At 53.9% G+C, this 24,435-nt stretch carries 17 protein-coding genes; 9 read left to right on the top strand and 8 right to left on the bottom strand.

Features of this window, described 5'->3' with window-relative positions; genetic code table 11:
* Positions 1 to 13 precede the first annotated feature (13 nt).
* Both F384_RS21660 and F384_RS21665 read right to left on the bottom strand, forming a co-directional pair.
* Positions 14 to 1,564: a bifunctional metallophosphatase/5'-nucleotidase gene (locus F384_RS21660; RefSeq protein WP_046493466.1), complete on the bottom strand. Its 1,551-nt coding sequence runs from the start codon at positions 1,562 to 1,564 to the stop codon at positions 14 to 16.
* Positions 1,565 to 1,872: 308 nt separating this feature from the next.
* Positions 1,873 to 3,000 carry a hypothetical protein gene (locus F384_RS21665; RefSeq protein WP_046493468.1) on the bottom strand — a complete coding sequence of 376 codons (1,128 nt, stop codon included), beginning with the start codon at positions 2,998 to 3,000 and terminating at the stop codon, positions 1,873 to 1,875.
* Positions 3,001 to 3,133: 133 nt separating this feature from the next.
* On the opposite strand from F384_RS21665, the gene F384_RS21670 reads away from it, so the two are divergent.
* From F384_RS21670 to F384_RS21685, 4 genes are all read left to right on the top strand, one after another.
* Positions 3,134 to 4,687, top strand: coding sequence for a bifunctional metallophosphatase/5'-nucleotidase (locus F384_RS21670; RefSeq protein ID WP_046493471.1), 1,554 nt, complete (start codon positions 3,134 to 3,136; stop codon positions 4,685 to 4,687).
* Between the two features lie 227 nt (positions 4,688 to 4,914).
* Positions 4,915 to 5,805, top strand: coding sequence for a methylenetetrahydrofolate reductase (gene metF / locus F384_RS21675; RefSeq protein ID WP_046493473.1), 891 nt, complete (start codon positions 4,915 to 4,917; stop codon positions 5,803 to 5,805).
* A gap of 166 nt (positions 5,806 to 5,971) precedes the next feature.
* Positions 5,972 to 8,152 (top strand): catalase/peroxidase HPI, encoded by a 2,181-nt coding sequence (gene katG, locus F384_RS21680; RefSeq protein ID WP_046493475.1) that lies wholly within the window; start codon positions 5,972 to 5,974, stop codon positions 8,150 to 8,152.
* 108 nt (positions 8,153 to 8,260) lie between these two features.
* Entirely contained in the window at positions 8,261 to 9,166 is a 906-nt protein-coding gene (locus F384_RS21685; RefSeq protein WP_046493477.1) for a DMT family transporter, read from the top strand.
* A gap of 45 nt (positions 9,167 to 9,211) precedes the next feature.
* Here the strand turns inward: F384_RS21685 and gldA are convergent, their stop codons facing one another.
* From gldA to ptsP, 3 genes are read right to left on the bottom strand one after another with little or no spacing between them, the layout of a single operon-like run.
* On the bottom strand, positions 9,212 to 10,315 hold the full coding sequence (gldA, locus tag F384_RS21690; RefSeq protein ID WP_046493479.1) for a bifunctional L-1,2-propanediol dehydrogenase/glycerol dehydrogenase: 1,104 nt from the start codon (positions 10,313 to 10,315) through the stop codon (positions 9,212 to 9,214).
* 12 nt (positions 10,316 to 10,327) lie between these two features.
* Positions 10,328 to 10,990 carry a fructose-6-phosphate aldolase gene (fsa, locus tag F384_RS21695; RefSeq protein ID WP_046493481.1) on the bottom strand — a complete coding sequence of 221 codons (663 nt, stop codon included), beginning with the start codon at positions 10,988 to 10,990 and terminating at the stop codon, positions 10,328 to 10,330.
* A gap of 11 nt (positions 10,991 to 11,001) precedes the next feature.
* Positions 11,002 to 13,503, bottom strand: a complete 2,502-nt coding sequence (gene ptsP / locus F384_RS21700; protein ID WP_046493483.1) for a phosphoenolpyruvate--protein phosphotransferase — start codon at positions 13,501 to 13,503, stop codon at positions 11,002 to 11,004.
* Between the two features lie 308 nt (positions 13,504 to 13,811).
* Between ptsP and F384_RS21705 the strand changes: the two genes are divergently transcribed.
* From F384_RS21705 to F384_RS21725, 5 genes are all read left to right on the top strand, one after another.
* Complete coding sequence (locus F384_RS21705; RefSeq protein ID WP_046493484.1) at positions 13,812 to 14,891, top strand: PTS fructose transporter subunit EIIC; 1,080 nt, start codon at positions 13,812 to 13,814, stop codon at positions 14,889 to 14,891.
* Positions 14,892 to 14,906: 15 nt separating this feature from the next.
* Positions 14,907 to 15,227: a PTS fructose-like transporter subunit IIB gene (locus tag F384_RS21710; RefSeq protein WP_044257490.1), complete on the top strand. Its 321-nt coding sequence runs from the start codon at positions 14,907 to 14,909 to the stop codon at positions 15,225 to 15,227.
* Positions 15,228 to 15,329: 102 nt separating this feature from the next.
* Positions 15,330 to 17,627, top strand: a complete 2,298-nt coding sequence (locus F384_RS21715) for a formate C-acetyltransferase (RefSeq protein WP_046493486.1) — start codon at positions 15,330 to 15,332, stop codon at positions 17,625 to 17,627.
* The gene (locus F384_RS21720) at positions 17,593 to 18,471 is read left to right on the top strand and encodes a [formate-C-acetyltransferase]-activating enzyme (protein ID WP_046493488.1); all 879 of its coding nucleotides are present in this window, start codon (positions 17,593 to 17,595) and stop codon (positions 18,469 to 18,471) included. The genes F384_RS21715 and F384_RS21720 overlap by 35 nt, the downstream gene beginning before the upstream one ends.
* Position 18,472: 1 nt before the next feature.
* Positions 18,473 to 18,829 (top strand): PTS fructose-like transporter subunit IIB, encoded by a 357-nt coding sequence (locus F384_RS21725; protein WP_046493492.1) that lies wholly within the window; start codon positions 18,473 to 18,475, stop codon positions 18,827 to 18,829.
* On the opposite strand, the gene F384_RS21730 is transcribed toward F384_RS21725, so the two are convergent.
* The 3 genes from F384_RS21730 to ppc all read right to left on the bottom strand — a co-directional run bounded on the left by F384_RS21730 (position 18,816) and on the right by ppc (position 24,344).
* Complete coding sequence (locus F384_RS21730; protein ID WP_046493495.1) at positions 18,816 to 19,667, bottom strand: helix-turn-helix transcriptional regulator; 852 nt, start codon at positions 19,665 to 19,667, stop codon at positions 18,816 to 18,818. The two genes, F384_RS21725 and F384_RS21730, sit on opposite strands and share 14 nt — an antisense overlap.
* Positions 19,668 to 19,754: 87 nt before the next feature.
* A complete protein-coding gene (locus F384_RS21735) occupies positions 19,755 to 21,488 on the bottom strand; it encodes a phosphoethanolamine transferase CptA (protein WP_046493498.1) in 1,734 nt (577 codons plus the stop codon).
* Between the two features lie 204 nt (positions 21,489 to 21,692).
* Positions 21,693 to 24,344: a phosphoenolpyruvate carboxylase gene (ppc, locus tag F384_RS21740; RefSeq protein ID WP_046498494.1), complete on the bottom strand. Its 2,652-nt coding sequence runs from the start codon at positions 24,342 to 24,344 to the stop codon at positions 21,693 to 21,695.
* Positions 24,345 to 24,435: the final 91 nt, after the last annotated feature.

Genomic DNA, 24,435 nt, shown 5'->3' on the forward strand with positions numbered 1-24,435 from the left:
TATACATTAGAATCTATTTTGCTACGTCCATTACTCTTTTAGTTAAGTCTGGTGTAACAGGGTCATGCTTTTTGAAATAATCAATAATGGAATCTGCCGATGTTACTCCTGGAAGCGTTTTTATATTTTTTCCTTTCAGAAATGCTTCAAAGCCGTCGCCGCCACTGGCACAGAAAGAATGAGTGGCAATACGATATGTTTGGTTATCTTCTACTGGTTTGCCATTGATGGTGAACGAGATCAGCCGTTGGTTGAGGGGTTTACTACTGTCGTAGACAACAGCAACGCTTTTGGAAACCTGTAAAACACCATTAGTCAAATTTGTTGCATGTATCATCAACGACTTGAGATCACGACCCGTCAAATCCATCTCAATGAGGTCGTTATTGAAGGGGAAAGTGCTAATGACATCCCCTAATGTGATATCTCCTTTAGGGAAATCAGCGCGCATTCCTCCGCTATTTTGAAACCCGGCAACCGCATCTGGTGCTTTTTCCACCATTGCATCAAGAATGAGATTACCGGTAGAGGAAGAACTACCATATTCACGTGTTAACACGGCTGTAGAATGACCGATAACTTGCTGAGTGATCTTATTAAGTTTTTCATTCCATTTGTTAATAGTATGTTGAACTGTAGCATCAGGTTGAAATTTATCTGCAAACATGGTGATTAACTCACCTTTATAACTATCAATTTTCTTTGTTTGCGGATTGTAATCAAGTACCAGTTTTCCAATATTCGTACCATATGCATCGGTCGATACAATCAATGTATTATTAACTTTTATCGGTTGCGGCGTTCCAACATGGGCGTGACCGGTAATCAAGACATCAACACCATTGACTTTTTTAGCTGTATCGATATCTGCCTGTAATAGTCTTTCCACATCTTTATTACCAAAACTGGATTGCCGCGCAGGAACACCCTCATGGATTAGCAGAACGGTAATGTCTGCTTTGCCTTTTAATTCTGAAAGCGCTTTATTTAAATACTTAATTTCATCCCTGGCTTCGACGCCTTCGCGGGCTTTCGCTGCGACTGTATCATAAAAGGCAAATGCGCCATGCAATCCAATAACGCCAATCTTTAATCCGTCTTTTTCAATGATGGTCCATGGATGATCCCAGACGGGTTTATGTGTCTCTGTGTAGTAAATATTTCCCAGTAACACGGGGAATTTCGCTTTGGATAATTGGGTAACCATGTTAGCTACACCATGATCAAATTCATGATTACCAACAGAAACAGCGTCAAAAGGCATAGCGTTCATTATATCAATAATGGCTTCACCTTTAGTCAACGTACTGATATATGGGCCAGTAAAGTAATCTCCTGCATCAAAGAAAAATACATCTTTAGCTTTTTTCTTCGCTTCATTAACGACGCCTGCGATATTTGCCATTCCACCAATAGCCCTGTTTTTATCAACCGAAGGGATTTTTGCCGGATTGACGTGAGCATGGAGATCGTTAGTGTAATAGATAGTAATGTCTTGTGCTAATGCACTGTGAAAAAATACAAGGCTAAATATAATTGATATCGTGTTGAATGTAGTTCGCATAATTCTTCCTTGATAAGGATAGTGTTACATGAGGATCTGATTAATAAAAGACCTGACCATTAAACTCTACGTGAAAGGAATGTTATGTGATCTTAGTTACAAAAGATGTTATTAAATAAACATTTAAAATATGTATATATTTACAATAATAAATAAAGTTTTTTTATTTGAAAATATTATGTTTTCATAAGGGGGAAATAACAAAGGATCATGCTATACATTCGTGGAATATGTCAGTGCGCGAAATTTTGACCCGCTATCAATCTCTCTTGAATATCGCCATCGGCTGTGACGATTACATCAAAATATTACCGGCCCAGAGAGAGCAATGCATTGTATCTGCCCGCTAGTGAAGCCAGTATTTGCGTTACGCGCCCTGCAGAAAAGGGGGTACTGTGTGTCAATTCGGGCTGCTCTTTCAGCCATGTGATAAAGCGACGACTGGCTGCCAGAGTGATGGTTGCGCCTTTTTCTAATGGGGCTTTGGTGAGCAGGCAGACCATCTTGCGATTGTCACCCTGTCCCCAGAGTTGCCATTGGTTTTGCCACCATCCCTGATGTGTTTTACCCAGCAATTGCCAGGATGCGGAACATGCGGCGTCGTTTATGGTTTCTTCAACGAACCAAAGCGCGCCGCGACAATGGCGAAACCGTTCTGCCCACGCGGTAATCACCGCGCCACGCAGAAAACATTCATGCGCCACAATATGTTCTTTCACCTCCGGGAAAAGCGTTTTCAGTAAACGGAAATGGCCGTGCGCGGCAATCACTGGACGCAAAATGGCACCGCTGGCGTTACGCTTGAGCACGGCGCTCCCGTACTGAATTTCGTCAAACTGGCTGCGGCGTAAAAATTGGGTTTCTCGCTGACTCACACGCTGAACAATATCGTCATGAACCTCAACTGATTCACCAACTCCACTCCAGCGGTAAAGTAGTGAGGTACCCGCAGGGTGAGGCGTGAAATTGCTGGAAATATGCAGCACATTGCCGCGAATAGCGTCAAAGCTGAGTAAGACATAAAGCTGCTGATCTGCGCTTGCGCCCTGAAAAGGTACGATAAAAGGGATCGTGGCTAATTGTTCTGGCGGATCGATGGAGACCAGCGGCTTCTGCTTAGGCGTCCAGACTTTTTTACAACGCAGACACTGTACGCGTTGTGTCCCGCCTGGATTATGCCCATAGCGGATGATTTCCTGTTGATAGCAGGCAGGGCAAAAACGACCGTTCTCTTTGGCGTAATCTGATAACCCAGTCGATGCCCAGGACCGAAACTCCGCGCCGTTGAATAAGGGGGGATAACTCCCGCATGCCCGGCAGTGCAGTGCGGCATAACCCAACCGATAATCTGGCCAGGTGTAATCTGGCGAGCTCGCTAGTCCCAGATTGGGACAGCCAAAGGACTTGCAGCAATTGATGGTGAACAGAGACGTCATCGCATTACCAACGATTTTTAAGGGTCGTTGATATTGACCTGTAACTACCTCCGATGGATGTGAGTTTTCTCACATAAAAAAACCTTTCAGAACGTAACGTAGCGCTTCTTTAAATTACTGAAAGGGATTAATCATGAAATTAAAAATACTCGCTGTCGGTGTGTTGGTCTCACTGCCATTCTGGGCATCCGCGAAAGATGTCACGATTATCTATACTAACGATCTCCATGCCCATGTCGAACCGTATAAAGTGCCATGGATTGCTGATGGCAAGCGCGATATTGGCGGTTGGGCGAATATCACCACTCTGGTAAAACAGGAGAAAGCCAGGAACAGCGCAACGTGGTTTTTAGATGCGGGAGATTATTTTACCGGGCCGTATATCAGCAGCCTGACAAAGGGGAAAGCCATTATCGATATCATGAATACCATGCAGTTTGACGCAGTCACCATGGGGAATCATGAATTCGATCACGGCTGGGACAACACGCTGTTGCAGCTCAGTCAGGCGAAGTTTCCAGTTGTGCAGGGGAATATTTTCTATCAGAACAGCAGTAAAGCATTCTGGGACAAGCCTTACACCATTATTGAAAAAGACGGTGTGAAAATTGGCGTTATCGGTTTGCACGGTGTGTTTGCCTTCGATGATACCGTTTCCGCGGCGACGCGCGTGGGCATTGAAGCACGGGATGAAGTGAAGTGGCTACAGCGTTATATCGATGAACTGAAAGGCAAAGTGGATTTGACCGTAGCGTTGATTCATGAAGGCGTACCTGCGCGTCAGTCAAGCCAGGGTAGTACCGATGTGCGTCGTGCGCTGGATAAAGATATTCAGACTGCAAGTCAGGTGAAGGGGCTGGATATTCTTATCACCGGCCATGCGCACGTTGGCACGCCAGAACCGATCAAAGTGGGCGATACTCTGATCCTCTCTACCGACAGCGGGGGTATCGATGTCGGTAAGTTGGTGCTTGATTACAAAGAGAAACCACATCATTTTACGGTGAAGAACTTCGAGCTGAAGACCATTTTTGCCGATGAGTGGCAGCCCGATCCGCAGACCAAGCAGGTCATTGATGGCTGGAATGAAAAGCTCGATAAAGTGGTACAGCAGACGGTGGCGCAGTCACCTGTTGAACTGACCCGCGCCTATGGCGAATCGTCTTCGCTGGGGAATCTGGCGGCAGACGCCTTGCTGGTCGCGGCGGGTAAAGATACTCAGATAGCGTTGACCAATTCCGGTGGCATTCGTAATGAGATTCCGGCGGGCGCGGTAACGATGGGCGGAGTCATCAGCACCTTCCCATTCCCTAACGAACTGGCCACGATGAAATTGACGGGTAAACAGTTGCGAAACCTGATGGAGCACGGGGCGGGACTGAGCAACGGCGTACTGCAGGTTTCCAGAGGTGTGGAAATGAAGTATGACAGCAGCAAGCCTGTTGGTCAGCGAGTTATCACGTTTACGCTCAATGGAAAAGCGGTCGAGGATGCGACGGTTTACCTTGTTGCCACCAATAGTTTCCTTGCCGATGGCGGAGACGGGTTTACGGTGTTTACCGAAGGCAGCGCGCGAAATACATCTGGTGGATACTACGTCTCTAATGCCGTGGTGGACTATTTCAAAAAGGGAAATACCCTGACGGATGAGCAGTTAAAAGACATGCGTGTGAAAGATGTGAAGTAAAATGAGTGGGATGGTCGGCCTGAATGCGGGCCGACCATAGGATTATCAACGCAGGGTTGTGGCAAGTGATGTTGAATTATTTTCATATTGGCTGAATATTCCTCACCGTTTACGCGGATCTTTCTATTGACCTTACCTGTCTTTTCCTTCATCTTTACATCCAGACGTCTAAACGGATAGATGTTCACAACACAACATATAATGACAAGCGATTGATGAGGTAAGGTATGAGCTTTTTTCACGCCAACCAGCGGGAAGCCCTGAATCAGAGCCTGGCGGAAGTCCAGGGTCAGATTAACGTTTCGTTCGAGTTTTTCCCGCCGCGCACCAGTGAAATGGAGCAAACCCTGTGGAATTCCATCGATCGCCTGAGCAGTCTGAAGCCGAAGTTTGTTTCAGTGACCTACGGCGCCAACTCTGGCGAGCGCGACCGTACGCACAGTATTATCAAAGGGATTAAAGATCGCACGGGTCTGGAAGCGGCACCACACCTGACCTGTATTGACGCGACCCGTGATGAACTGCGCACCATTGCGCAGGACTACTGGAACAACGGTATCCGCCACATCGTTGCGCTGCGCGGCGACCTGCCGGCAGGCAGCGGCAAGCCGGATATGTATGCTGCCGACCTGGTGAGCCTGCTCAAAGAAGTGGCCGATTTTGACATCTCTGTTGCCGCTTATCCGGAAGTGCATCCGGAAGCGAAAAGCGCGCAGGCGGATCTGCTCAACCTGAAGCGTAAAGTGGATGCCGGGGCGAATCGCGCCATCACCCAATTTTTCTTTGATGTCGAAAGCTACCTGCGTTTTCGCGACCGCTGCGTCTCCGCGGGCATCGACGTGGAAATCATTCCTGGCATTCTGCCGGTCTCGAACTTTAAGCAGGCGAAGAAGTTTGCTGATATGACCAATGTGCGCATTCCGTCGTGGATGTCACAAATGTTTAACGGCCTCGATGACGATGCGGAAACCCGCAAGCTGGTGGGGGCAAATATCGCCATGGACATGGTGAAAATTTTAAGCCGGGAAGGGGTAAAAGATTTTCATTTCTATACACTTAACCGCGCTGAAATGAGCTACGCGATTTGCCACACGCTGGGCGTCAGACCCGGTGTATAAAATGCCTCAGCCCTCCCCGGAGGGCTTTTTTACACCTCATTTTGATCTACATCTCTGTAACTAAAAATATAAAAGGTATCAGCTATCGAATCTGTGGATTATTTCGACTATATCTTATCTCTGTAGGTGTATATCGTAATGTAAACACTGTAAAGGGAGCATATAGATGAGCACGCCAGACGATATCCATAACCCGACGTCCGCCGGAAAATGTCCTTTTCATCAGGGCGGCCATGACCAGAGCGCTGGAGCAGGAACAACCAGCCGCGACTGGTGGCCTAACCAGCTCCGCGTCGACCTTTTAAACCAACATTCCAATCGCTCAAACCCGCTGGGTGAAGATTTCGATTACCGCAAAGAATTCAGCAAACTCGATTATTCCGCGCTGAAAGGCGATCTCAGAGCGCTTCTCACCGAATCTCAACCGTGGTGGCCTGCTGACTGGGGAACATATGCCGGTCTGTTTATCCGCATGGCCTGGCACGGCGCAGGTACCTATCGTTCCGTTGACGGACGCGGCGGCGCGGGTCGTGGACAGCAGCGTTTTGCTCCCCTGAACTCCTGGCCGGATAACGTGAGCCTGGACAAGGCGCGTCGTCTGCTGTGGCCAATCAAGCAAAAATACGGACAAAAAATTTCCTGGGCAGACCTGTTTATTCTGGCGGGTAACGTTGCGCTGGAAAACTCGGGCTTCCGTACCTTTGGTTTCGGTGCGGGTCGTGAGGACGTCTGGGAACCGGATCTGGATGTGAACTGGGGTGATGAGAAAACGTGGCTTGCCCACCGTGACCCGGAAGAACTGGCAAAACGTCCTTTAGCCGCCACCGAGATGGGGCTGATCTACGTTAACCCGGAAGGCCCTAACGCCAGCGGTGAACCGCTTTCTGCGGCCTCAGCGATTCGTGCGACCTTTGGCAACATGGGGATGGACGATGAAGAAACCGTCGCGTTGATCGCAGGGGGTCACACGTTGGGTAAAACCCACGGCGCAGGCCCGGCGACACATGTCGGTCCGGACCCGGAAGTGGCACCGATCGAGAACCAGGGTTTAGGCTGGAAAAGCGATTTTGGCAGCGGTGTGGGCGCGGATGCGATTACCTCCGGACTGGAAGTGGTCTGGACGCAAACGCCAACCCAGTGGAGCAATTACTTCTTCGAGAACCTGTTCAAATATGAGTGGGTACAGACGCGTAGCCCGGCAGGCGCCATCCAGTTTGAAGCGGTCGATGCGCCAGAAATCATTCCCGATCCGTTTGACCCGTCGAAAAAACGTAAGCCCACCATGCTGGTCACCGACCTGACGCTGCGTTTTGATCCGGAATTCGAAAAAATTTCCCGTCGCTTCCTGAACGATCCGCAGGCGTTTAACGAAGCCTTCGCCCGCGCGTGGTTCAAATTGACCCACCGTGATATGGGGCCGAAAGCGCGTTACATCGGACCGGAAGTACCAAAAGAAGATCTGATTTGGCAGGATCCGCTGCCACAACCGACCTTCAATCCGACAGAAGAAGATATCCTGAGCCTGAAGTCCGCGATTGCCGCGTCTGGCCTCTCTGTTGGTGAGCTGGTGTCCGTCGCATGGGCATCTGCGTCGACCTTCCGTGGTGGTGATAAACGTGGCGGGGCGAACGGTGCGCGTCTGGCATTAGCGCCGCAGCGTGGTTGGGATGTCAATGCGATTGCCACGCGAGTGCTGCCGGTTCTGGAGAAAATCCAGCGTGACGCTGCTAAAGCCTCGCTGGCTGACATCATCGTTCTGGCCGGTGTCGTGGGGGTTGAAAAAGCCGCCAGCGCCGCAGGTGTCAGCATTCATGTGCCGTTCACCCCAGGTCGCGTGGACGCGCGTCAGGACCAGACAGATGTCGAGATGTTTGAACTGCTCAAGCCGATTGCCGATGGTTTCCGTAACTATCGCGGAGAACCTGGCGCGGCAACGACAGAGTCCCTGCTGATTGATAAAGCGCAGCAGTTGACCCTGACCGCACCGGAAATGACCGTGCTGGTGGGTGGTCTGCGCGTGCTTGGCGCGAACTACGACGGCAGCAAGCACGGTGTCTTTACCGATCGTCCGGGCGTACTCAGCAATGACTTCTTCGTCAATCTGCTGGATATGCGTCACGAATGGAAACCGGTTGATGAGGCAAACGAACAGTTTGAAGGCCGCGATCGTCAGACCGGTGAAGTGAAATACACCGCTTCCCGTGCGGACCTGGTCTTTGGCTCTCATGCCGTATTGCGTGCTCTGGCGGAGGTGTATGCCGGAAGCGATGCGCATGTGAAGTTCGTGAAGGACTTCGTTGCGGCATGGGTGAAAGTGATGAACCTGGACCGCTTCGACCTGCAGTAATCCCGATTCTGACGTAATCTGACCCCATTTCAGCGACTGCGTGCAGTCGCTGAAATGTATCAGTAGGGGTATAGTGTCCGCAGGAAACGTCAACTTACTGGATTTATCATGTCTGTCTCAGGAAAGGGCAATCCACTGGCAATCGGTGGTCTTATCTTACTTACCCTTATCTGGAGCTATAGCTGGATTTTTATGAAGCAGGTCACGAGCTATATCGGCGCGTTCGACTTCACTGCATTACGCTGTATCTTCGGAACCTTACTCTTATTTATCGTCCTCCTCTTGCGCGGCCGCGGTCTGCGCCCGACACCGTTCAAATACACGCTGGCGATTGCGTTATTACAGACCTGCGGCATGATCGGGCTGGCGCAATGGGCGCTGATGAGCGGCGGGGCGGGGAAGGTCGCGATTCTGACTTATACCATGCCATTCTGGGTCGTTATTCTGGCGGCGCTGTTTCTGGGCGAACGGCTACGGCGTTTGCAATACGCGGCAATTATGATTGCGGCTATCGGGTTACTGCTGGTGATGCAGCCATGGCAACTGGATTACTCCTCGCTGAAGAGTGCGTTGCTGGCGATCCTCTCCGGGGTCAGTTGGGGCGCGAGCGCCATCGTTGCCAAACGGATGTATGCCCGCCATCCTCGTATCGATTTACTGTCGTTAACCGCCTGGCAGATGTTGTATGCCGCGCTGGTGATGAGTGTGGTGGCCTGGTGGGTTCCACAGCCGGAGGTTGACTGGCAGCCCATCGTATTCTGGGCGCTGGCCTATAGCGCGATTCTGGCGACAGCGCTGGCCTGGAGTTTGTGGCTGTTTGTGTTGAGGAATCTGCCTGCCAGTATTGCCAGCTTAAGTACCCTGGCGGTGCCGGTGTGTGGTGTTCTGTTTTCCTGGTGGCTGCTTGGCGAAAACCCCGGTCCTGTCGAGGGTGGGGGAATTGTGCTGATTGTCATGGCGCTGGCGATTGTCAGCCGGAAAAAGCGCGAAGTACAGACGGTAGAACAGGCTTGATAACATAAGAAACACTCCCGGGCGATGCCGGGAGTGTTATGCGTTTTATTCCCACTCTTGCAGATAGCGCTGACCGTACTGGTCGGCAACCAACAGCGCTGCATAAACCTGATCCGGCGTCGCGCCGCCAGGCATGTTATGAATGGTTTCGCCTTCCGCACAGGCGGCTTCCGCCACGATACGCATCTTCGCCGGAATATCCTGTTTGATATCCAGTTGCGCCAGCGTAATCGGCAGACCGACGGAATGGCAAACTGCGGCAACGGTCTCAATCTCTTCAACCGGCGCGTTTTCCAGAACCAACTGAGTCAGTGTACCAAACGCCACTTTTTCACCGTGATAATAGTGGTGCGCATCCGGGATCGCCGTCAGACCGTTGTGAACCGCGTGTGCGGCGGCCAGACCGCCGCTTTCAAAGCCGACGCCGCTCAGATAGGTGTTAGCTTCAATTACGCGCTCAAGCGCCGGGGTGACGACGTGCTGCTCGGCGGCCAGCATCGCTTTTTCACCCTCTTCGAGCAGCGTGTTGTAGCACAGTTCAGCCAGCGCCAGTGCCGCCTGCGTGCATTTGCCGCCCGCCATGGTGATCGCGCCGCTGCGTGAACACGCGCGCGCTTCAAACCAGGTTGCCAGCGCATCACCAATCCCTGCGGCTAACAGACGCGCCGGGGCGCCGGCGACGATTTTGGTGTCGACAATAACCATATGCGGGTTATGCGGTAGCAGCAGATAACGGTCAAATTCACCCGCATCGGTGTAGATAACGGAAAGGGCGCTGCATGGCGCATCGGTTGAGGCGATGGTGGGTGCGATCGCCACAGGCAGGTTCATAAAGTGGGCAAGGGCTTTCGCGGTATCCAGCGTTTTACCGCCGCCGATGCCGAGCACCGCGCCGCACTGCGCGTTTTCCGCCACGCTGCGCAAACGGTCGATCTCGTTTTGCGAGCATTCACCGCCAAATGGCGCAACTTCCAGCGCCAGTCCTGCATTTTTAAAGCTTTTTTCCAGTTCGCCCTGAGCGAAACCGAGAACGAATTTATCGCCGACAACCAGCCAACGTTCAGCCAACGGCTTGAGGTATTCGCCAAGACGAGTGATGACATCTGCACCCTGGATGTACTTACCGGGGGATTGAATAATGCGATCCATATCCTATTTTCCTCACAGGTTGATGTTACCGAATGCGTTTTTCCAGTCTTGCTCAAACTTCTCAACAGCTGACTGTACCGCAGGGGTATCGAGCATTTGTTGCGCTACATCTAAAGGAAGGGTGATCGCTTCACAACCCGCCAGCAGGCAGTCGAGTGCCTGGCGTGGGGTTTTAAAACTGGCGGCCAGTACCTTGCTTTTCGGCGCATGCCGTTCCAGCAGCGTCTGTAATTCCTGTACCGTGCGGATACCGTCTCCGCCCTGGGCATCCACGCGGTTGACGTAAGGCGCGACATATTTCGCCCCCGCCAGCGCGGCAAGTAGTCCCTGAGACGCGCTGTACACAGCGGTACCCAGGGTGACAATGCCCTCTTTTTTCAACTGCTTGATGGCGACCAGTCCTTCAGAGGTCACCGGGATTTTCACCACAATTCCCGGAACGGCATTGTTCAGACGTTTGGCTTCGTTCACCATTCCCTGCGCATCGCGGCTCATGGTCTGGGCAAACAGAACGCCGTGTTCGCCAATCACCCTTTGCAGACGCGGCAGGACATCCCAGATAGATTCTTTGCTTGCCGCCACAATGCTCGGGTTGGTTGTCACCCCGGCGATAGGGAAGATGCGGGCCAGACGTTCGACTTCCGCCACATTGGCGCTATCCAGATACAGTTCCATTTTGCTTCCTCTTAAAGTTCAAGCTCATGTTGCAGCAGGTTGGCAATCGCGTCTGCAGACGCGGCGTTCACCAGCGCGTTGCGAAATTCTTCGTGCATAATGCGGCGGGCCAGGCGCGAGAAGATACGCATATGCTGGTCCCCCGCCGCGTGTTTGTTGAGCGTCAGCATGATGATGAACTGCGCCTCATCATCCCCCCAGCGTACGGGGGCTTTCAGGCGCGCGACGCTTATCGTGGACTGCTCGATATGTTCCGATTTACTGTGCGGAATGGCGAAACTGAAGCCCAGTCCGGTGGAGAATACCGCCTCGCGAGCCCACAGATCGGCTTCCAGTTTGCGGGGATAGCGACAGCGACTGGCGAGCAGCAGGTTGTCGGTCATTCCCTTGATCACCTCTTCTTTGCTGCGCCAGTCGCTGTCGAGGGTGATGCACTGGGCGGTGACCAGCGGGGCATCCTGCTGCGTCATGCGGAACTGCGCCAGCAGATGCTCCACTTCCAGCGACGTGCGACAGGCCATCGCCTGATTCAGCAACTGTCGGCAAGCGCGACTGTCGAGTTGTGCCATCCGCGCTTTAGCGGCAGGAATGGCGGGGGCGCTCATGCTGATTTCGTCCAGCCCCAGTCCGACCAGTAGCGGCAGAACGGAGCCTTTTGCCCCGAGCTCGCCACACAGGCCGATCCATTTCCCCTGACGGTGTACTGCCTGCACCGCGAAATCCAGCGCGCGCAGGAAGGCCGGGTTCAGGCTGTTGTAATGGCGGGTGACTTTGGCGTTATCGCGGTCAACAGCCAACAGGTATTGCGTCAGATCATTACTGCCAATACTAAAGAAATCAATCTCTTCACAGCACTGATCGATGATGAACATCACTGACGGGACTTCCAGCATAATGCCGAGCGGGATCTTTTCATCAAACGGGATCTGCTCATTACGCAGCTGTTGCTTGGCTTCCGCCAGTTTCTCTTTAACCCACAGGATCTCTTCCATCGAGGAGATCATCGGGATCATGATTTTCAGGCTACCGTGCGCCGACGCGCGCAGGATCGACCGGAGCTGAGTGGTAAACAGCGCGGCGTATTCTTCATAGATACGCACGGCGCGATAGCCGAGGAACGGGTTGGCTTCAGCAGGAATATTCAGGTAATCAACGGGTTTATCGCCGCCAATATCCATCGTGCGCACAATAATGCTGCGTCCCTGCGCGGATTCCAGCGCCTGGCAAAAAATGTTGTACAGCTCGTTCTCGCCCGGGGCGCAGACCCGGTCCATATACAGCATTTCGGTGCGGAACAGACCGACCGCCTCCGCGCCATTGCCAAATGCCGCCTGCGCTTCCACGGAGTGGGCGATGTTGGCGGCAACTTCCATACGGATACCATCAGCCGTGCGCGCTTCCTGGGTCAACCAGACGCGCTGTTGCTCGCGCAGCGCCTCGTGCACGCGGGCTTCCTGCTGATAGTAGCGGCTGACCGGTTCGTCAGGCGCGACCACTACCGCCCCTGCATTGCCATCGATATAGACCTCTTGCTGTAGCCATGGAGTTAAGGCGTCAGTCGCGACGCCAACCAGCGTTGGAATATTGAATGAACGAGCAAGAATCACGGTGTGCGAGGTCGTACCGCCGCTTTTCAGCAACAGGCCTTTGAGGAACGTTTTGTCCAGTTCCAGGAACTGGCTGGGCGTCAACTCATCCGCCATGCAGACGGTCGGTTGGGTCAGTTTTCCGGGGGCCGGAAAGCGTTTTTCGCCGTAGATGTGTTGCAGCAACTGGAAGCAGACGTCGCGTACGTCCAGCGCGCGTTCCTGCAAATAGCTGCTGCTGGAACGGGCAAACTCATCGCAGAAATGGTTAGCGCTGTCGACAATCGCCTGCGCGCAGCTTAAGCCGCGAGAAACGCCTGCCAGCAGATGCTGACGCAGGGAGGTATCACCTGCCAGTGAACGGTGGGCTTCCAGAATGGCGCTGGTGGCGCCGTCGCTGTCGAGCAAACGAAACTCAATGTTCTTCACCAGTAGCGTTAAGCCGCGATCCAGTGCCGATTGCTCGCTTTCCACATCGTTTGCCGCAGGGAGTTCGCCGAGTGCATTGAGATCCAGCGAAGAGAGAAGCGTCAGGATGCCGCCTGCGCTGCCGCTGCAAACGCTGCGGGCGCGGAAAAGCTGCGGGTTCAGGTGAGTCAGCGAGGCCGGTAGCGGTTCTAATTCGCTGTTGTTGACCTCTGCCAGCGGCGCATCGCAGTGGGGGAACTCGTCGCGTAACCACTGGCTCAGGCGCTGATGGGCATCGGCTTCATCCGAGCCTGTAATCAGTAACTGACAATGGTCGCCAGCCAGCGTATCGGTGCCAATCAGCGCCAGCGCGCTCTTGGCGTTGCCTTTACGATCGGTTCGTAGGTTGTGCCACTCAATGTGTGAAGTAAAGGTATTACACAGTGTCTCAACATGGCTTGCCGGGCGTGCATGAACGCCATTGGGCAGCTCACAGGTAAATTCCACAATCAGGGCCATTGCCTCTCTCCCATAACGGTTTTCTGCCTACAGGATAAAAGGCCTTGGTTGTTCCCTGCCATGTGACAATTCTGCCAAAAACTGGACAAATGTAATGTAAGACGAAAAGTGGGAGATAGTTCACAAGTCCTCGTGGCATCCGTGAATTCTCTTATTCCTCAACTTATGAGGCGGATCCCATTTTTGTACTGACAATACAAAAATCCAGTAAATGGCCTTTTTATCCACTGTCTGCGCCCTTGCGGATTGCCTATTGTTTGCCACAACAACGTTATGGACATGGGCAAACATATGCCCGGGAGCGACTTATGAATGAGTTGGTACAAATCCTGAAAAATACCCGTCAGCATCTGATGACGGGGGTGTCGCATATGATCCCCTTTGTGGTCGCGGGCGGCATATTACTGGCGGTCTCTGTCATGCTGTATGGCAAAGGTGCGGTGCCTGATGCCGCGACCGATCCGAATCTTAAAAAACTGTTTGATATCGGCGTGGCCGGGCTGACGCTGATGGTGCCTTTCCTCGCGGCGTACATCGGTTATTCCATTGCGGAGCGCTCCGCACTGGCACCGTGCGCGATCGGCGCCTGGGTGGGCAACAGCTTCGGCGCCGGGTTCTTCGGGGCGCTGATCGCCGGGATTATCGGCGGCATCGTTGTGCACTACCTGAAAAAAATACCGGTTCATAAGGTGCTGCGTTCCGTGATGCCGATCTTCGTGATTCCTATCGTCGGGACCTTTATCACGGCGGGCATCATGATGTGGGGGCTGGGCGAACCCGTTGGCGCGCTGACCGCCAGTCTGACCCAGTGGTTGCAGGGGATGCAGCAAGGCAGCATCGTGATGCTGGCGGTGATTATGGGGCTGATGCTGGCCTTTGACATGGGCGGCCCGATCAACAAGGTTGCTTACGCCTTTATGCTGATTTGCGTGGCACAGGGCGTTTATACCGTGGTGGCCATTGCGGCTGTCGGGATCTGCGTACCGCCATTGGGCTTAGGACTGGCGACGCTGGTGGGGCGTAAAAACTTCTCTTCTGAAGAGCGCGAAGCCGGTAAAGCGGCGCTGGTGATGGGCTGTGTCGGCGTGACCGAAGGGGCGATTCCTTTCGCTGCCGCTGACCCGCTGCGCGTCATTCCTTCCATCATGCTGGGTTCGGCCTGTGGCGCGGTCACTGCGGCGCTGTTCGGTGCGCAGTGTTACGCCGGTTGGGGCGGGCTGATTGTTCTGCCGGTGGTTGAAGGCAAACTGGGCTATGTCGCCGCGGTGGCGGTGGGGGCGGTGGTGACGGCTGTTTGTGTGAACGTGCTGAAAAGTCTGGCGCGCAAGAATGTCTCTCAGGCCGACGAGAAAGAAGACGATCTGGATTTAGATTTTGAAATTAATTAAGTGAGGAGTGGCGTCATGACGAAAATTATTGCAGTAACCGCATGTCCTTCAGGTGTTGCACATACCTATATGGCCGCTGAAGCGCTGGAAAGCGCAGCCAAAGCAAAAGGCTGGGAAGTGAAAGTTGAGACGCAGGGCTCGATTGGTCTGGAAAATGAACTGACGCCAGCCGATGTGGCGCAGGCCGATATCGTCATTCTGACCAAAGATATCGGGATCAAATTTGAAGAGCGTTTTGCAGGCAAAACCATCGTACGCGTCAACATCAGTGATGCGGTGAAACGCGCCGACGCGATCATGAACAAAATTGGCGCGCATCTGGCGCAGACTGCGTAACCGTTTTGTTTGCCGGATGGCGGCGTTGCCTTATCCGGCCTACGAATCTGTAGGCCTGATAAGCGTAGCGCCATCAGGCATTCATGCCCACAGGAGTTCCTCATGACCCACCGTATCCATCGTCTCAAAACCGCCCTTTTTAAAAATAACCGTGAAATCTCACTTGAGCGCGCCGTGCTGTATACCGCCAGTCATCAGCAGACAGAAGGGGAGCCGGTCATTTTACGTCGGGCGAAAGCGACGGCTTATATCCTTGAGCATGTCGCGATTTCGATTCGTGATGAGGAACTGATTGCCGGCAACCGTACCGTTAAGCCGCGTGCGGGCATCATGTCGCCGGAAATGGACCCGTACTGGCTGCTCAAGGAGTTGGATCAGTTTCCGACTCGTCCTCAGGACCGTTTCGATATCAGCGAAGACGATAAACGCCTCTATCGCGACGTGCTTTTCCCTTACTGGGAAAAACGGTCGATGAAGGATTTCATCAACGGTCAGATGACGGATGAGGTCAAAGCCGCTGTCAGCACCCAAATTTTTAGCATCAACCAGACGGATAAGGGACAAGGGCATATCATCATTGATTATCCCCGTCTGCTGAATCACGGGCTGGGTGAACTGGTGGCACAGATGCGCACGCACTGCCAGCAGGAACCGGATAACGTCTTTTATCAGGCGGCGCTGCTACTGCTGGAAGCGTCGCAGCGCCACATTCTGCGCTATGCCGTACTGGCGGAAAGCATGGCTGAACGCTGCCCGGACGCCGCGCGTCGCCAGGAGTTGCTGACTATCGCCGCCAACTCGCGGCATAACGCGCAGCATAAGCCGCAAACCTTCTGGCAGGCGTGCCAGTTGTTCTGGTACATGAATATCATTCTGCAATACGAATCCAACGCCAGTTCGCTGTCGCTGGGCCGTTTTGATCAGTACATGCTGCCGTTTTATCAGGCGTCGCTGACGCAGGGAGACGATCCCGCATTCCTGAAAGCGCTACTCGAATCGCTGTGGGTGAAATGCAACGACATCGTGCTTCTGCGTTCGACCAGCAGCGCGCGCTATTTCGCCGGCTTCCCGACCGGGTATACCGCGCTACTCGGCGGCCTGACGGAAAACGGTCGCAGCGCGGTAAACGTGCTTTCGTTCCTCTGTCTGGATGCCTACCAGAGCGTACAGTTACCGCAGCCGAATCTGGGTGTTCGCACCAACGCGCTGATTGATACGCCGTTTCTGATGAAGACCGCCGAGACCATCCGTCTGGGTACCGGCATTCCGCAGATCTTTAATGACGAAGTGGTGATCCCGGCATTCCTCAACCGGGGCGTCTCACTGGAAGATGCGCGTGATTACGCGGTGGTGGGGTGCGTGGAGTTATCGATTCCGGGCCGAACCTACGGCCTGCACGATATCGCCATGTTCAACCTGTTGAAGGTCATGGAAATAAGCCTCTACGAGAACGAAGGCAATCACGAGCTGACTTACGACGGCCTGCTGGCGCATATTCGCGCCAAAATCAGTCACTACATCACGCTGATGGTGGAAGGCAGTAATATTTGCGATATCGGTCATCGCGACTGGGCGCCGGTGCCGCTGCTCTCCTCGTTTATCAGCGACTGTCTGGAGAAGGGATGTGACATCACCGACGGCGGCGCGCGCTATAATTTCTCTGGGGTGCAGGGTATTGGTATCGCCAACCTGAGCGACTCGCTGCATGCGCTGAACGGACTGGTATTTGAACAGCAGCGCATCAGTTTCGACGCGCTGCTGGCGGTGTTAAAGGCCAACTTCGCCACGCCGGAAGGGGAAAAGATCCGCGCGAGACTTATCAACCGCTTCCAGAAATACGGTAATGACATTGATGAGGTGGACGACATCAGCGCCGAACTGCTGCGTTATTACTGCAAAGAGGTGGAAAAATACCAGAATCCGCGCGGAGGCCAGTTTACGCCTGGCTCTTATACTGTTTCCGCGCACGTTCCGTTGGGGGCGGTGGTAGGGGCGACGCCGGATGGGCGTTTTTCCGCAGAACAGCTGGCCGATGGCGGCCTGTCGCCGATGCTCGGGCAGGATATGCAGGGGCCGACGGCGGTACTGAAATCGGTCAGTAAACTGGATAACACGCTGCTGTCCAACGGGACGTTGCTGAACGTGAAGTTCACGCCCGCCACGCTGGAAGGAGAGGCGGGATTACGCAAGCTGTGTGATTTTTTGCGCGCCTTTACCCAGCTAAAATTGCAGCATATTCAGTTTAACGTAGTGAATGCCGAAACGCTGCGGGAAGCGCAGCTGCGACCCCAGGATTTCGCCGGGCTGGTGGTGCGCGTGGCGGGGTATAGTGCCTTCTTTGTCGAGCTGTCGAAGGAGATCCAGGATGACATCATTCGCCGCACCGCGCATCAGTTGTGAGGTTGTGGAGTCGCGCGACGAGGAGGTTGCGCGCATCTTCAATATTCAACGCTATTCGCTGAATGACGGTCAGGGGATCCGCACGGTGGTTTTTTTTAAAGGTTGCCCGCATACCTGTCCGTGGTGCGCCAATCCGGAATCTGTCTCGCCACGGATTGAAACGGTACGACGGGAAAGTAAATGTCTGCACTGTACGCCGTGTCTGCGTGATGCCGATGAGTGTCCGTCCGGGGCGTTTGAACGGATTGGCCGCGACGTCACCCTGGATGAACTGGAACGTGAGGTGATGAAAGATGACGTTTTCTTTCGCACTTCTGGCGGTGGGGTGACGCTGTCGGGCGGCGAAGTGCTGATGCAGGCGGCCTTTGCCACGTCGTTCTTACAACGTCTGCGGCGCTGGGGCGTGCACTGTGCGATTGAAACGGCGGGCGATGCCCCCGCTCGTCGTCTGCTGCCGCTGGCGAAAACGTGTGATGAGGTGTTGTTCGATTTAAAGATAATGGAGCCAGAACGGGCCCGTGAGATTGTGGCGATGAATATGCCGCGCGTGGTGGCGAATCTACAAATGCTGGTGGAGGAGGGCGTGAACGTGATCCCCCGCTTGCCGCTGATCCCCGGCTACACGCTCACGCAGGAGAATATGCAGCGCGCGCTGACGCTGCTGTTATCGCTTGGTATAAAGCAACTGCACCTGTTACCGTTTCATCTGTACGGTGAACCGAAATACCGGTTGCTTGGGCAGCAATGGTCGATGAAGGATGTCCCTGCGCCAACGGAGCAGGTTGTCGCCCAAATGCGGGAGATGGCGGAGAACGCTGGCTTTCAGGTCACAACAGGAGGTTAATATGTCCGTTTCAACAGGGCGATATCTGGTCGCGGTGACGGCCTGCGTAAGCGGCGTGGCGCATACCTACATGGCGGCTGAACGACTGGAGAAGTTGTGCCAGCAGGAAAAGTGGACCATCAAGATTGAAACGCAGGGGGCGCTCGGTACGGAGAATCGCTTAACCGAAGACGATATCCGCCGGGCGGACGCCGTGCTGCTGATTACTGATATCGATCTGGCGGGCGCGGAGCGTTTCACCCAATGCCGCTATGTCCAGTCCGGGATTAACGCCTTTCTGCGCGAACCGCAGCGTGTGATGAGCGCGGTGCGTAAGCTTCTTTCCGCTCCGCAATATACCCATCTTATTCTGGAGTAACCTGCTTTTCCGTTAGCTGGCTGTGATACTGACGACGATATTCTGACGGCGAGCGTTCGGTATTCTTACGAAACAGGCGGCAAAAGTAGTTACTGTCCACAAATCCACAGGTGTGAGCCACCTCTTTGATCTTCAGATCGTAGCCTTTTAGCAACGTTTTCGCGTGCTCCAGTCGCATATGATTCAGGTATTCGTTAAAGCCGGTAGCCCCTGTTTTTTGAAACAGATGCGAGAGATAGTTCGGCGAGATATAGAACGCCTGCGCCACCGATTCCCGGGTGAGCGGTGAGGCGTAACGCTCGTCAATGTAGTCGCGAATAGCCTCAAACAACGCCTGACTGCGTGAGGCGGTTTGAATCTGACTGCCGAGCAGATCGCGACAGTGGCTGAGCAGGCTGGCGACAATCAACCGCGCGGTCTGCTGCTCCTGCGGTTGCATCTGCATTTCGGTGAGCGTCTGCAACAGAAAGGAACCAATACGCGGGCCACGGCGCGCCACATGTTGTTTGACCAGATTCTGGTACGTTTTCCCGTCCCATTGCACAACGCTGAATCCCAGCTGTTGTTTGCCAAACAGAATACTGAGCGTGATGACGGGCATTTGCCACTGCGGGAGATTCCAGCCGCCTGCCGGCACATAGAGCACATCGCAAGGGGTGAGTGTGCCGGTAAGGCTGGCATCGGTCAGTTCACCTTCCAGTATGATTTCCAGACGGGGAAAATCGACCTGATACGCCAGTTCCGGGATGGGGGTGAGCGTACTGGCAAAGAAAATCTGGCGCAGCGGCGTGGGGCCATGAATCAGGCGGGAAAGAAGATGACTGACGTCTTGATACATGATGATCCCTTGCGTTGCGCAGACAGGGAAACAGTAACCGCCATGGTGAAAAAAGGCCACCCTAAAAAGCGTGGCCTGTTGAATGACTTACTGATTTCCGACCTGATCGCCATACGGCAGGCTGTCGTAGTCAATCAGCGCATTTTTCTTGTACGGGTTGCCAATCCAGCGCGTCGTTTCTTTGAACTGCGGGCTGGTGAGGGAACGCGTCGGATCGTAATCGTCGTAGGTCAGACCGGCTAAGTCGGACCAGGTGTGGATCAGTTCCGAACTGCTGTACTTGCGATTCACATCCTGTGAGAAATCACGCGGATGCGCGGCCTGCCATTTCTCGGAAGTCCACAACAGGAACGGCACGGTATACATGTGACGCGTTGGGTTATCCTCGTTGCGACCCTGTGTTTTATGTGGCGGGGTGTCATACACCTCTTCACCATGATCGGAGAAATAGAGCAGGAAACCGTTCGGATCGGTTGCTTTATAATCCTTAATCAGGCTCGCGACGACCTTGTCGTTATACAGGTTGGCGTTATCGTAATCGTTATACGACTCCTGCTCTTCTGCGTTCAGGCCCGGCGGGAGATGATCGGTATTACCGTCGAACTTGCCCTGGTCTTCCGGGTAGCGGAATTTGTACTTAATGTGCGTGCCCAGCAGATGAACAATGATGAACTTTTTCGGTGTCGGATCGGCCATGATCTTCTTGAATGGCGTCAGCACGTTAGTGTCATATTCGCGCGCGCTTTGCGTACGCTGCTGGTTCATATAGAACTGCTCATCGGTCTGCTTAGAGAAAACCGTCAGCATGGTGTTACGCGCGGTCATCGTCTGCTGGTTTGTGATCCAGTAGGTTTTGTATCCCGCCTGTTTCATCATGTTCATCAGCGACGGTTTCGTCAGATACAGGTCCGGATTCTTCTCGTTTGCAAAGGTCAACGCCTGCTGCAAGATTTCGATCGTGTAAGGACGTGAGGTCACGACGTTATTAAACACGGTCAGATTCGGGTCTGACTTATGCAATTCGTCCAGTTCCGGCGTGGTTTCACGCGGATAACCGTACAGACTCATGCGACCACGCTGGGTAGACTCGCCAATCACCAGCACCAGCGTACGTGGTGCGTCGCCGGAGTTGTCTTTAAAATTGCTCAGCGGAGGCAGCGCATGGTTCTGGCTCAACAGGTTGTTGAGTGAGGTCAACTGGCGCTGATACTGGTAGTAACCAATGACAAACTGCCACGGCGCCGCCGGTTCCATACGCGAGGAGAGGCCGCTTAACGTCTTCTCATACGGAGAGTTGCCAAATGCGGAACGCACCACAAACGGGTTCAGGATCAGTCCATACAGCAACGCAAAAGAGACGAGCCAACGCCAGCGTCCCGGAATATAGACGGGGCGCAGTCGCGTCCAGAGAAACACGGCGACGACGGTATAGGCCAGCGCAATGGCGATAATCTTCAGACTGAAATACTGGCTCAGGTATTCGCTGGCTTCGTTAGCATTGGTCTCAAACATCACAAACAGGACGCTTTGCGAAAACTCTTGTCCATAGATAACGAAATAGCAGAGTGTGGCCAGCGACGTAGCCCACAACACGACCCCCACCACCGCAGCAATAACGCGGGTCCGACTCGGGAACAGGAAAATCGGGATCAGCCAAAGGGAGCTGTAAAGTAATGAGTCACGCAGCCCGTTGGTACCGCTGAAACCCGTAATTAAAATAATGGCCTGTAGTAAGGTGGAAAAAAACCAAAAATAGAGAAGCGCCCAGCCAAGGGCTTTCCAGCTAAATGATGGCGTAGACTGGAGGGTTGTGGATTGCATATTGTCAGCCTGTCTTTAAACGTGGTGCCAAACGTAGCGACTAAACCTTAAGAGAATCTGAAGCACCGGCGCAAAGGCGCACGTTGCTCTGGAAAAATCTCACGGTGGAAAAAACAGACAGAAATATAGTGAATGTGCGGAGGTTATGACAGAAATATTTCAGCCCTCGCGCGCGCAATAGCACGCGAGAGGGCTGGGGTGAAATTAGCCGGTATTACGCATACCTGCCGCCACGCCGGCGATAGTGACCATCAGCGCCTGTTCAACGCGAGGATCGGGCTCTTTGCCCTGTTGTTCCGTCAGTCGCGAGCGGTGTAACAGCTCAGCCTGCAGGACGTTCAGCGGGTCGGTGTAGATATTACGTAACTGGATAGATTCGGCAATCCACGGGAGATCGGCCATCAGGTGTGAATCGTTGGCAATCGCCAGCACGACTTTGATGTCCTCTTCCAGTAGTTCGCGCAGCTCTTTACCTAGCGGCCACAGCTCTTTCGCCACCAGGCGCTGATCGTAATATTCCGCCAGCCACAGATCCGCCTTCGAGAACACCATTTCCAGCATGCCGAGGCGAGTGGAGAAGAACGGCCAGTCGCGACACATTGCTTCCAGTTCGCTCTGCTTACCATCTTCAACCACTTTCTGCAGCGCGGTACCGGCACCCAGCCAGGCTGGCAGCATCAGGCGGTTCTGCGTCCAGGCGAAGATCCACGGAATGGCGCGCAGGGATTCCACACCGCCGGTCGGGCGACGTTTCGCCGGACGCGAGCCAAGCGGCAGTTTGCCCAGTTCCTGTTCCGGCGTTGCAGAACGGAAGTACGGGACAAAGTCTTTGTTTTCACGAACATAACCACGGTACACCTCACAGGAGATAACCGAGAGTTCGTCCATGATATGACACCAGGCGTCTTTCGGCTCCGGCGGCGGCAGCAGGTTCGCTTCCAGAATCGCGCTGGTGTACAGCGACAGACTGCTGACGGTGACTTCCGGCAGACCGTATTTGAAGCGGATCATTTCGCCCTGTTCGGTCACGCGCAGACCCCCTTTCAGGCTGCCCGGCGGTTGTGAAAGCAACGCAGCATGGGCTGGCGCGCCTCCGCGACCGATGGAACCTCCGCGACCGTGGAACAGCGTCAGCTCGATACCCGCTTTCTCGCAGGTTTTAATCAACGCATCCTGCGCCTGATACTGCGCCCAGGAGGCGGCCATCACGCCGGCGTCTTTTGCCGAGTCGGAATAGCCAATCATCACCATCTGCTTGCCCTGAATCAGACCGCGATACCAGTCGATGTTCAGCAGTTGGGTCATGACGTCGTCGGCGTTGTTCAGGTCGTCGAGGGTTTCGAACAGCGGCGCAACCGGCATCGCGAAGCCAATTCCAGCCTCTTTCAGCAGCAGATGTACGGCCAGTACGTCGGATGGCGTTTTTGCCATCGAGATGACGTAGGCGGCAATCGAACCTTTTGGCGCTTCGGCAATGACCTTACAGGTGTCGAGCACTTCGCGAGTGTCATTGCTCGGTTCCCAGTTGCGCGGCAGCAGCGGGCGTTTGGAGTTCAGTTCGCGGATCAGGAAGGCCTGTTTGTCTGCTTCTGACCAGCTTTCGTAATCCCCGATACCGAGGTAACGGGTCAGTTCACCCAGCGCTTCGGTGTGGCGGGTGCTCTCCTGACGGATATCAATACGCACCAGCGGTACGCCAAAACATTTCACGCGACGCAGGGTGTCGAGCAGTTCACCATTGGCGATAATGCCCATGCCGCAGGCTTGCAGTGACCGGTAGCAGGCGTACAGCGGCTCCCACAGCTGTTCGTTTTGCGTCAGCAGACCTGCCGGTTTCGGCAGCTTTTCGCCTTTCAGACGCGCTTCCAGCCAGGCCTGGGTTGCCATCAGGCGTGCGCGCAGGTTTTTCATCAGGTAGCGGTAAGGCTCCGATGCGCCTTCTTCGCCGACCATCGCCAACAGTTCCGGCGTGGCATCGACCATCGACAGCTCAGAAACCAGAACATGAATATCTTTCAGGAACAGATCGGTCGCTTTCCAGCGGCTCAGCAGCAGAACGTGACGGGTGATATCCGCGGTCACATTTGGGTTGCCGTCACGGTCGCCGCCCATCCACGAGGTGAAACGTACCGGAACGAAATCAACGGGTAACTGGTAACCCAGATTCTCTTCCAGCTGTTCGTTTAGTTCGCGTAAATAGTTCGGTACGCCCTGCCACAGGCTGTTCTCAACCACCGCGAAGCCCCATTTGGCTTCATCCACCGGGCTCGGGCGCAGCTTACGAATTTCATCGGTGTGCCAGGACTGTGCAATCAACTGGCGCAGACGGCGCATCAGCTGGTGGCGTTCGTATTCAACGATATCTTTGCTATCGAGTTGCTTCAGACAGGCGTTGATTTCGCCCATTTTGTGGATCAGCGTGCGACGGGTAATTTCCGTCGGATGTGCGGTCAACACCAGCTCCAGAGATAACGACTCCACCGCTTTTTTGATGATGGCGTCGTTCAGGTCCGGCTGGTTTTTCAGTTTACGCAGGGTGCGGGCAATCACTTCCGGGTTGCTGGCGCCTTCGCCTTTTGGCGAACTGCTGTGATATTGCTCGGCGGTGTTGGCCAGGTTCAGGAACTGGCTAAACGCGCGTGCGACCGGCAGCAGCTCGTCATTCGACAGATTTTGTAACGTGGTGAGCAACTCCTGGCGATGAGCTTCATTGCCAGCGCGTGAGGATTTAGACAGCTTACGGATTGTTTCTACGCGATCAAGAATGTTCTCTCCCAGCGCATCCTTGATGGTTTCTCCCAGCACTTTGCCGAGCATACTGACATTACTACGCAACGCGGAATATTGTTCGTTCATATTAACCCAGACACCCCATCTCATATGTTTTACCCTTCGTCTTTCGCGCCGCAGATGCGTTGGCTGCGTTTGTGGACCCCGGTCACTTACT

Source organism: Citrobacter amalonaticus Y19 (genome assembly GCF_000981805.1).
In the GTDB taxonomy this organism is placed as follows: Bacteria; Pseudomonadota; Gammaproteobacteria; order Enterobacterales; family Enterobacteriaceae; genus Citrobacter_A; species Citrobacter_A amalonaticus_C.

What these genes read in the sequence shown, in the direction of transcription:
- F384_RS21660 (WP_046493466.1), bottom strand. Translation starts at nt 1,564, where the DNA reads ATGCGAACTACATTCAACACGATATCAATTATATTTAGCCTTGTATTT.
- F384_RS21665 (WP_046493468.1), bottom strand. Translation starts at nt 3,000, where the DNA reads ATGACGTCTCTGTTCACCATCAATTGCTGCAAGTCCTTTGGCTGTCCC.
- F384_RS21670 (WP_046493471.1), top strand. Translation starts at nt 3,134, where the DNA reads ATGAAATTAAAAATACTCGCTGTCGGTGTGTTGGTCTCACTGCCATTC.
- metF (WP_046493473.1), top strand. Translation starts at nt 4,915, where the DNA reads ATGAGCTTTTTTCACGCCAACCAGCGGGAAGCCCTGAATCAGAGCCTG.
- katG (WP_046493475.1), top strand. Translation starts at nt 5,972, where the DNA reads ATGAGCACGCCAGACGATATCCATAACCCGACGTCCGCCGGAAAATGT.
- F384_RS21685 (WP_046493477.1), top strand. Translation starts at nt 8,261, where the DNA reads ATGTCTGTCTCAGGAAAGGGCAATCCACTGGCAATCGGTGGTCTTATC.
- gldA (WP_046493479.1), bottom strand. Translation starts at nt 10,315, where the DNA reads ATGGATCGCATTATTCAATCCCCCGGTAAGTACATCCAGGGTGCAGAT.
- fsa (WP_046493481.1), bottom strand. Translation starts at nt 10,990, where the DNA reads ATGGAACTGTATCTGGATAGCGCCAATGTGGCGGAAGTCGAACGTCTG.
- ptsP (WP_046493483.1), bottom strand. Translation starts at nt 13,503, where the DNA reads ATGGCCCTGATTGTGGAATTTACCTGTGAGCTGCCCAATGGCGTTCAT.
- F384_RS21705 (WP_046493484.1), top strand. Translation starts at nt 13,812, where the DNA reads ATGAATGAGTTGGTACAAATCCTGAAAAATACCCGTCAGCATCTGATG.
- F384_RS21710 (WP_044257490.1), top strand. Translation starts at nt 14,907, where the DNA reads ATGACGAAAATTATTGCAGTAACCGCATGTCCTTCAGGTGTTGCACAT.
- F384_RS21715 (WP_046493486.1), top strand. Translation starts at nt 15,330, where the DNA reads ATGACCCACCGTATCCATCGTCTCAAAACCGCCCTTTTTAAAAATAAC.
- F384_RS21720 (WP_046493488.1), top strand. Translation starts at nt 17,593, where the DNA reads ATGACATCATTCGCCGCACCGCGCATCAGTTGTGAGGTTGTGGAGTCG.
- F384_RS21725 (WP_046493492.1), top strand. Translation starts at nt 18,473, where the DNA reads ATGTCCGTTTCAACAGGGCGATATCTGGTCGCGGTGACGGCCTGCGTA.
- F384_RS21730 (WP_046493495.1), bottom strand. Translation starts at nt 19,667, where the DNA reads ATGTATCAAGACGTCAGTCATCTTCTTTCCCGCCTGATTCATGGCCCC.
- F384_RS21735 (WP_046493498.1), bottom strand. Translation starts at nt 21,488, where the DNA reads ATGCAATCCACAACCCTCCAGTCTACGCCATCATTTAGCTGGAAAGCC.
- ppc (WP_046498494.1), bottom strand. Translation starts at nt 24,344, where the DNA reads ATGAACGAACAATATTCCGCGTTGCGTAGTAATGTCAGTATGCTCGGC.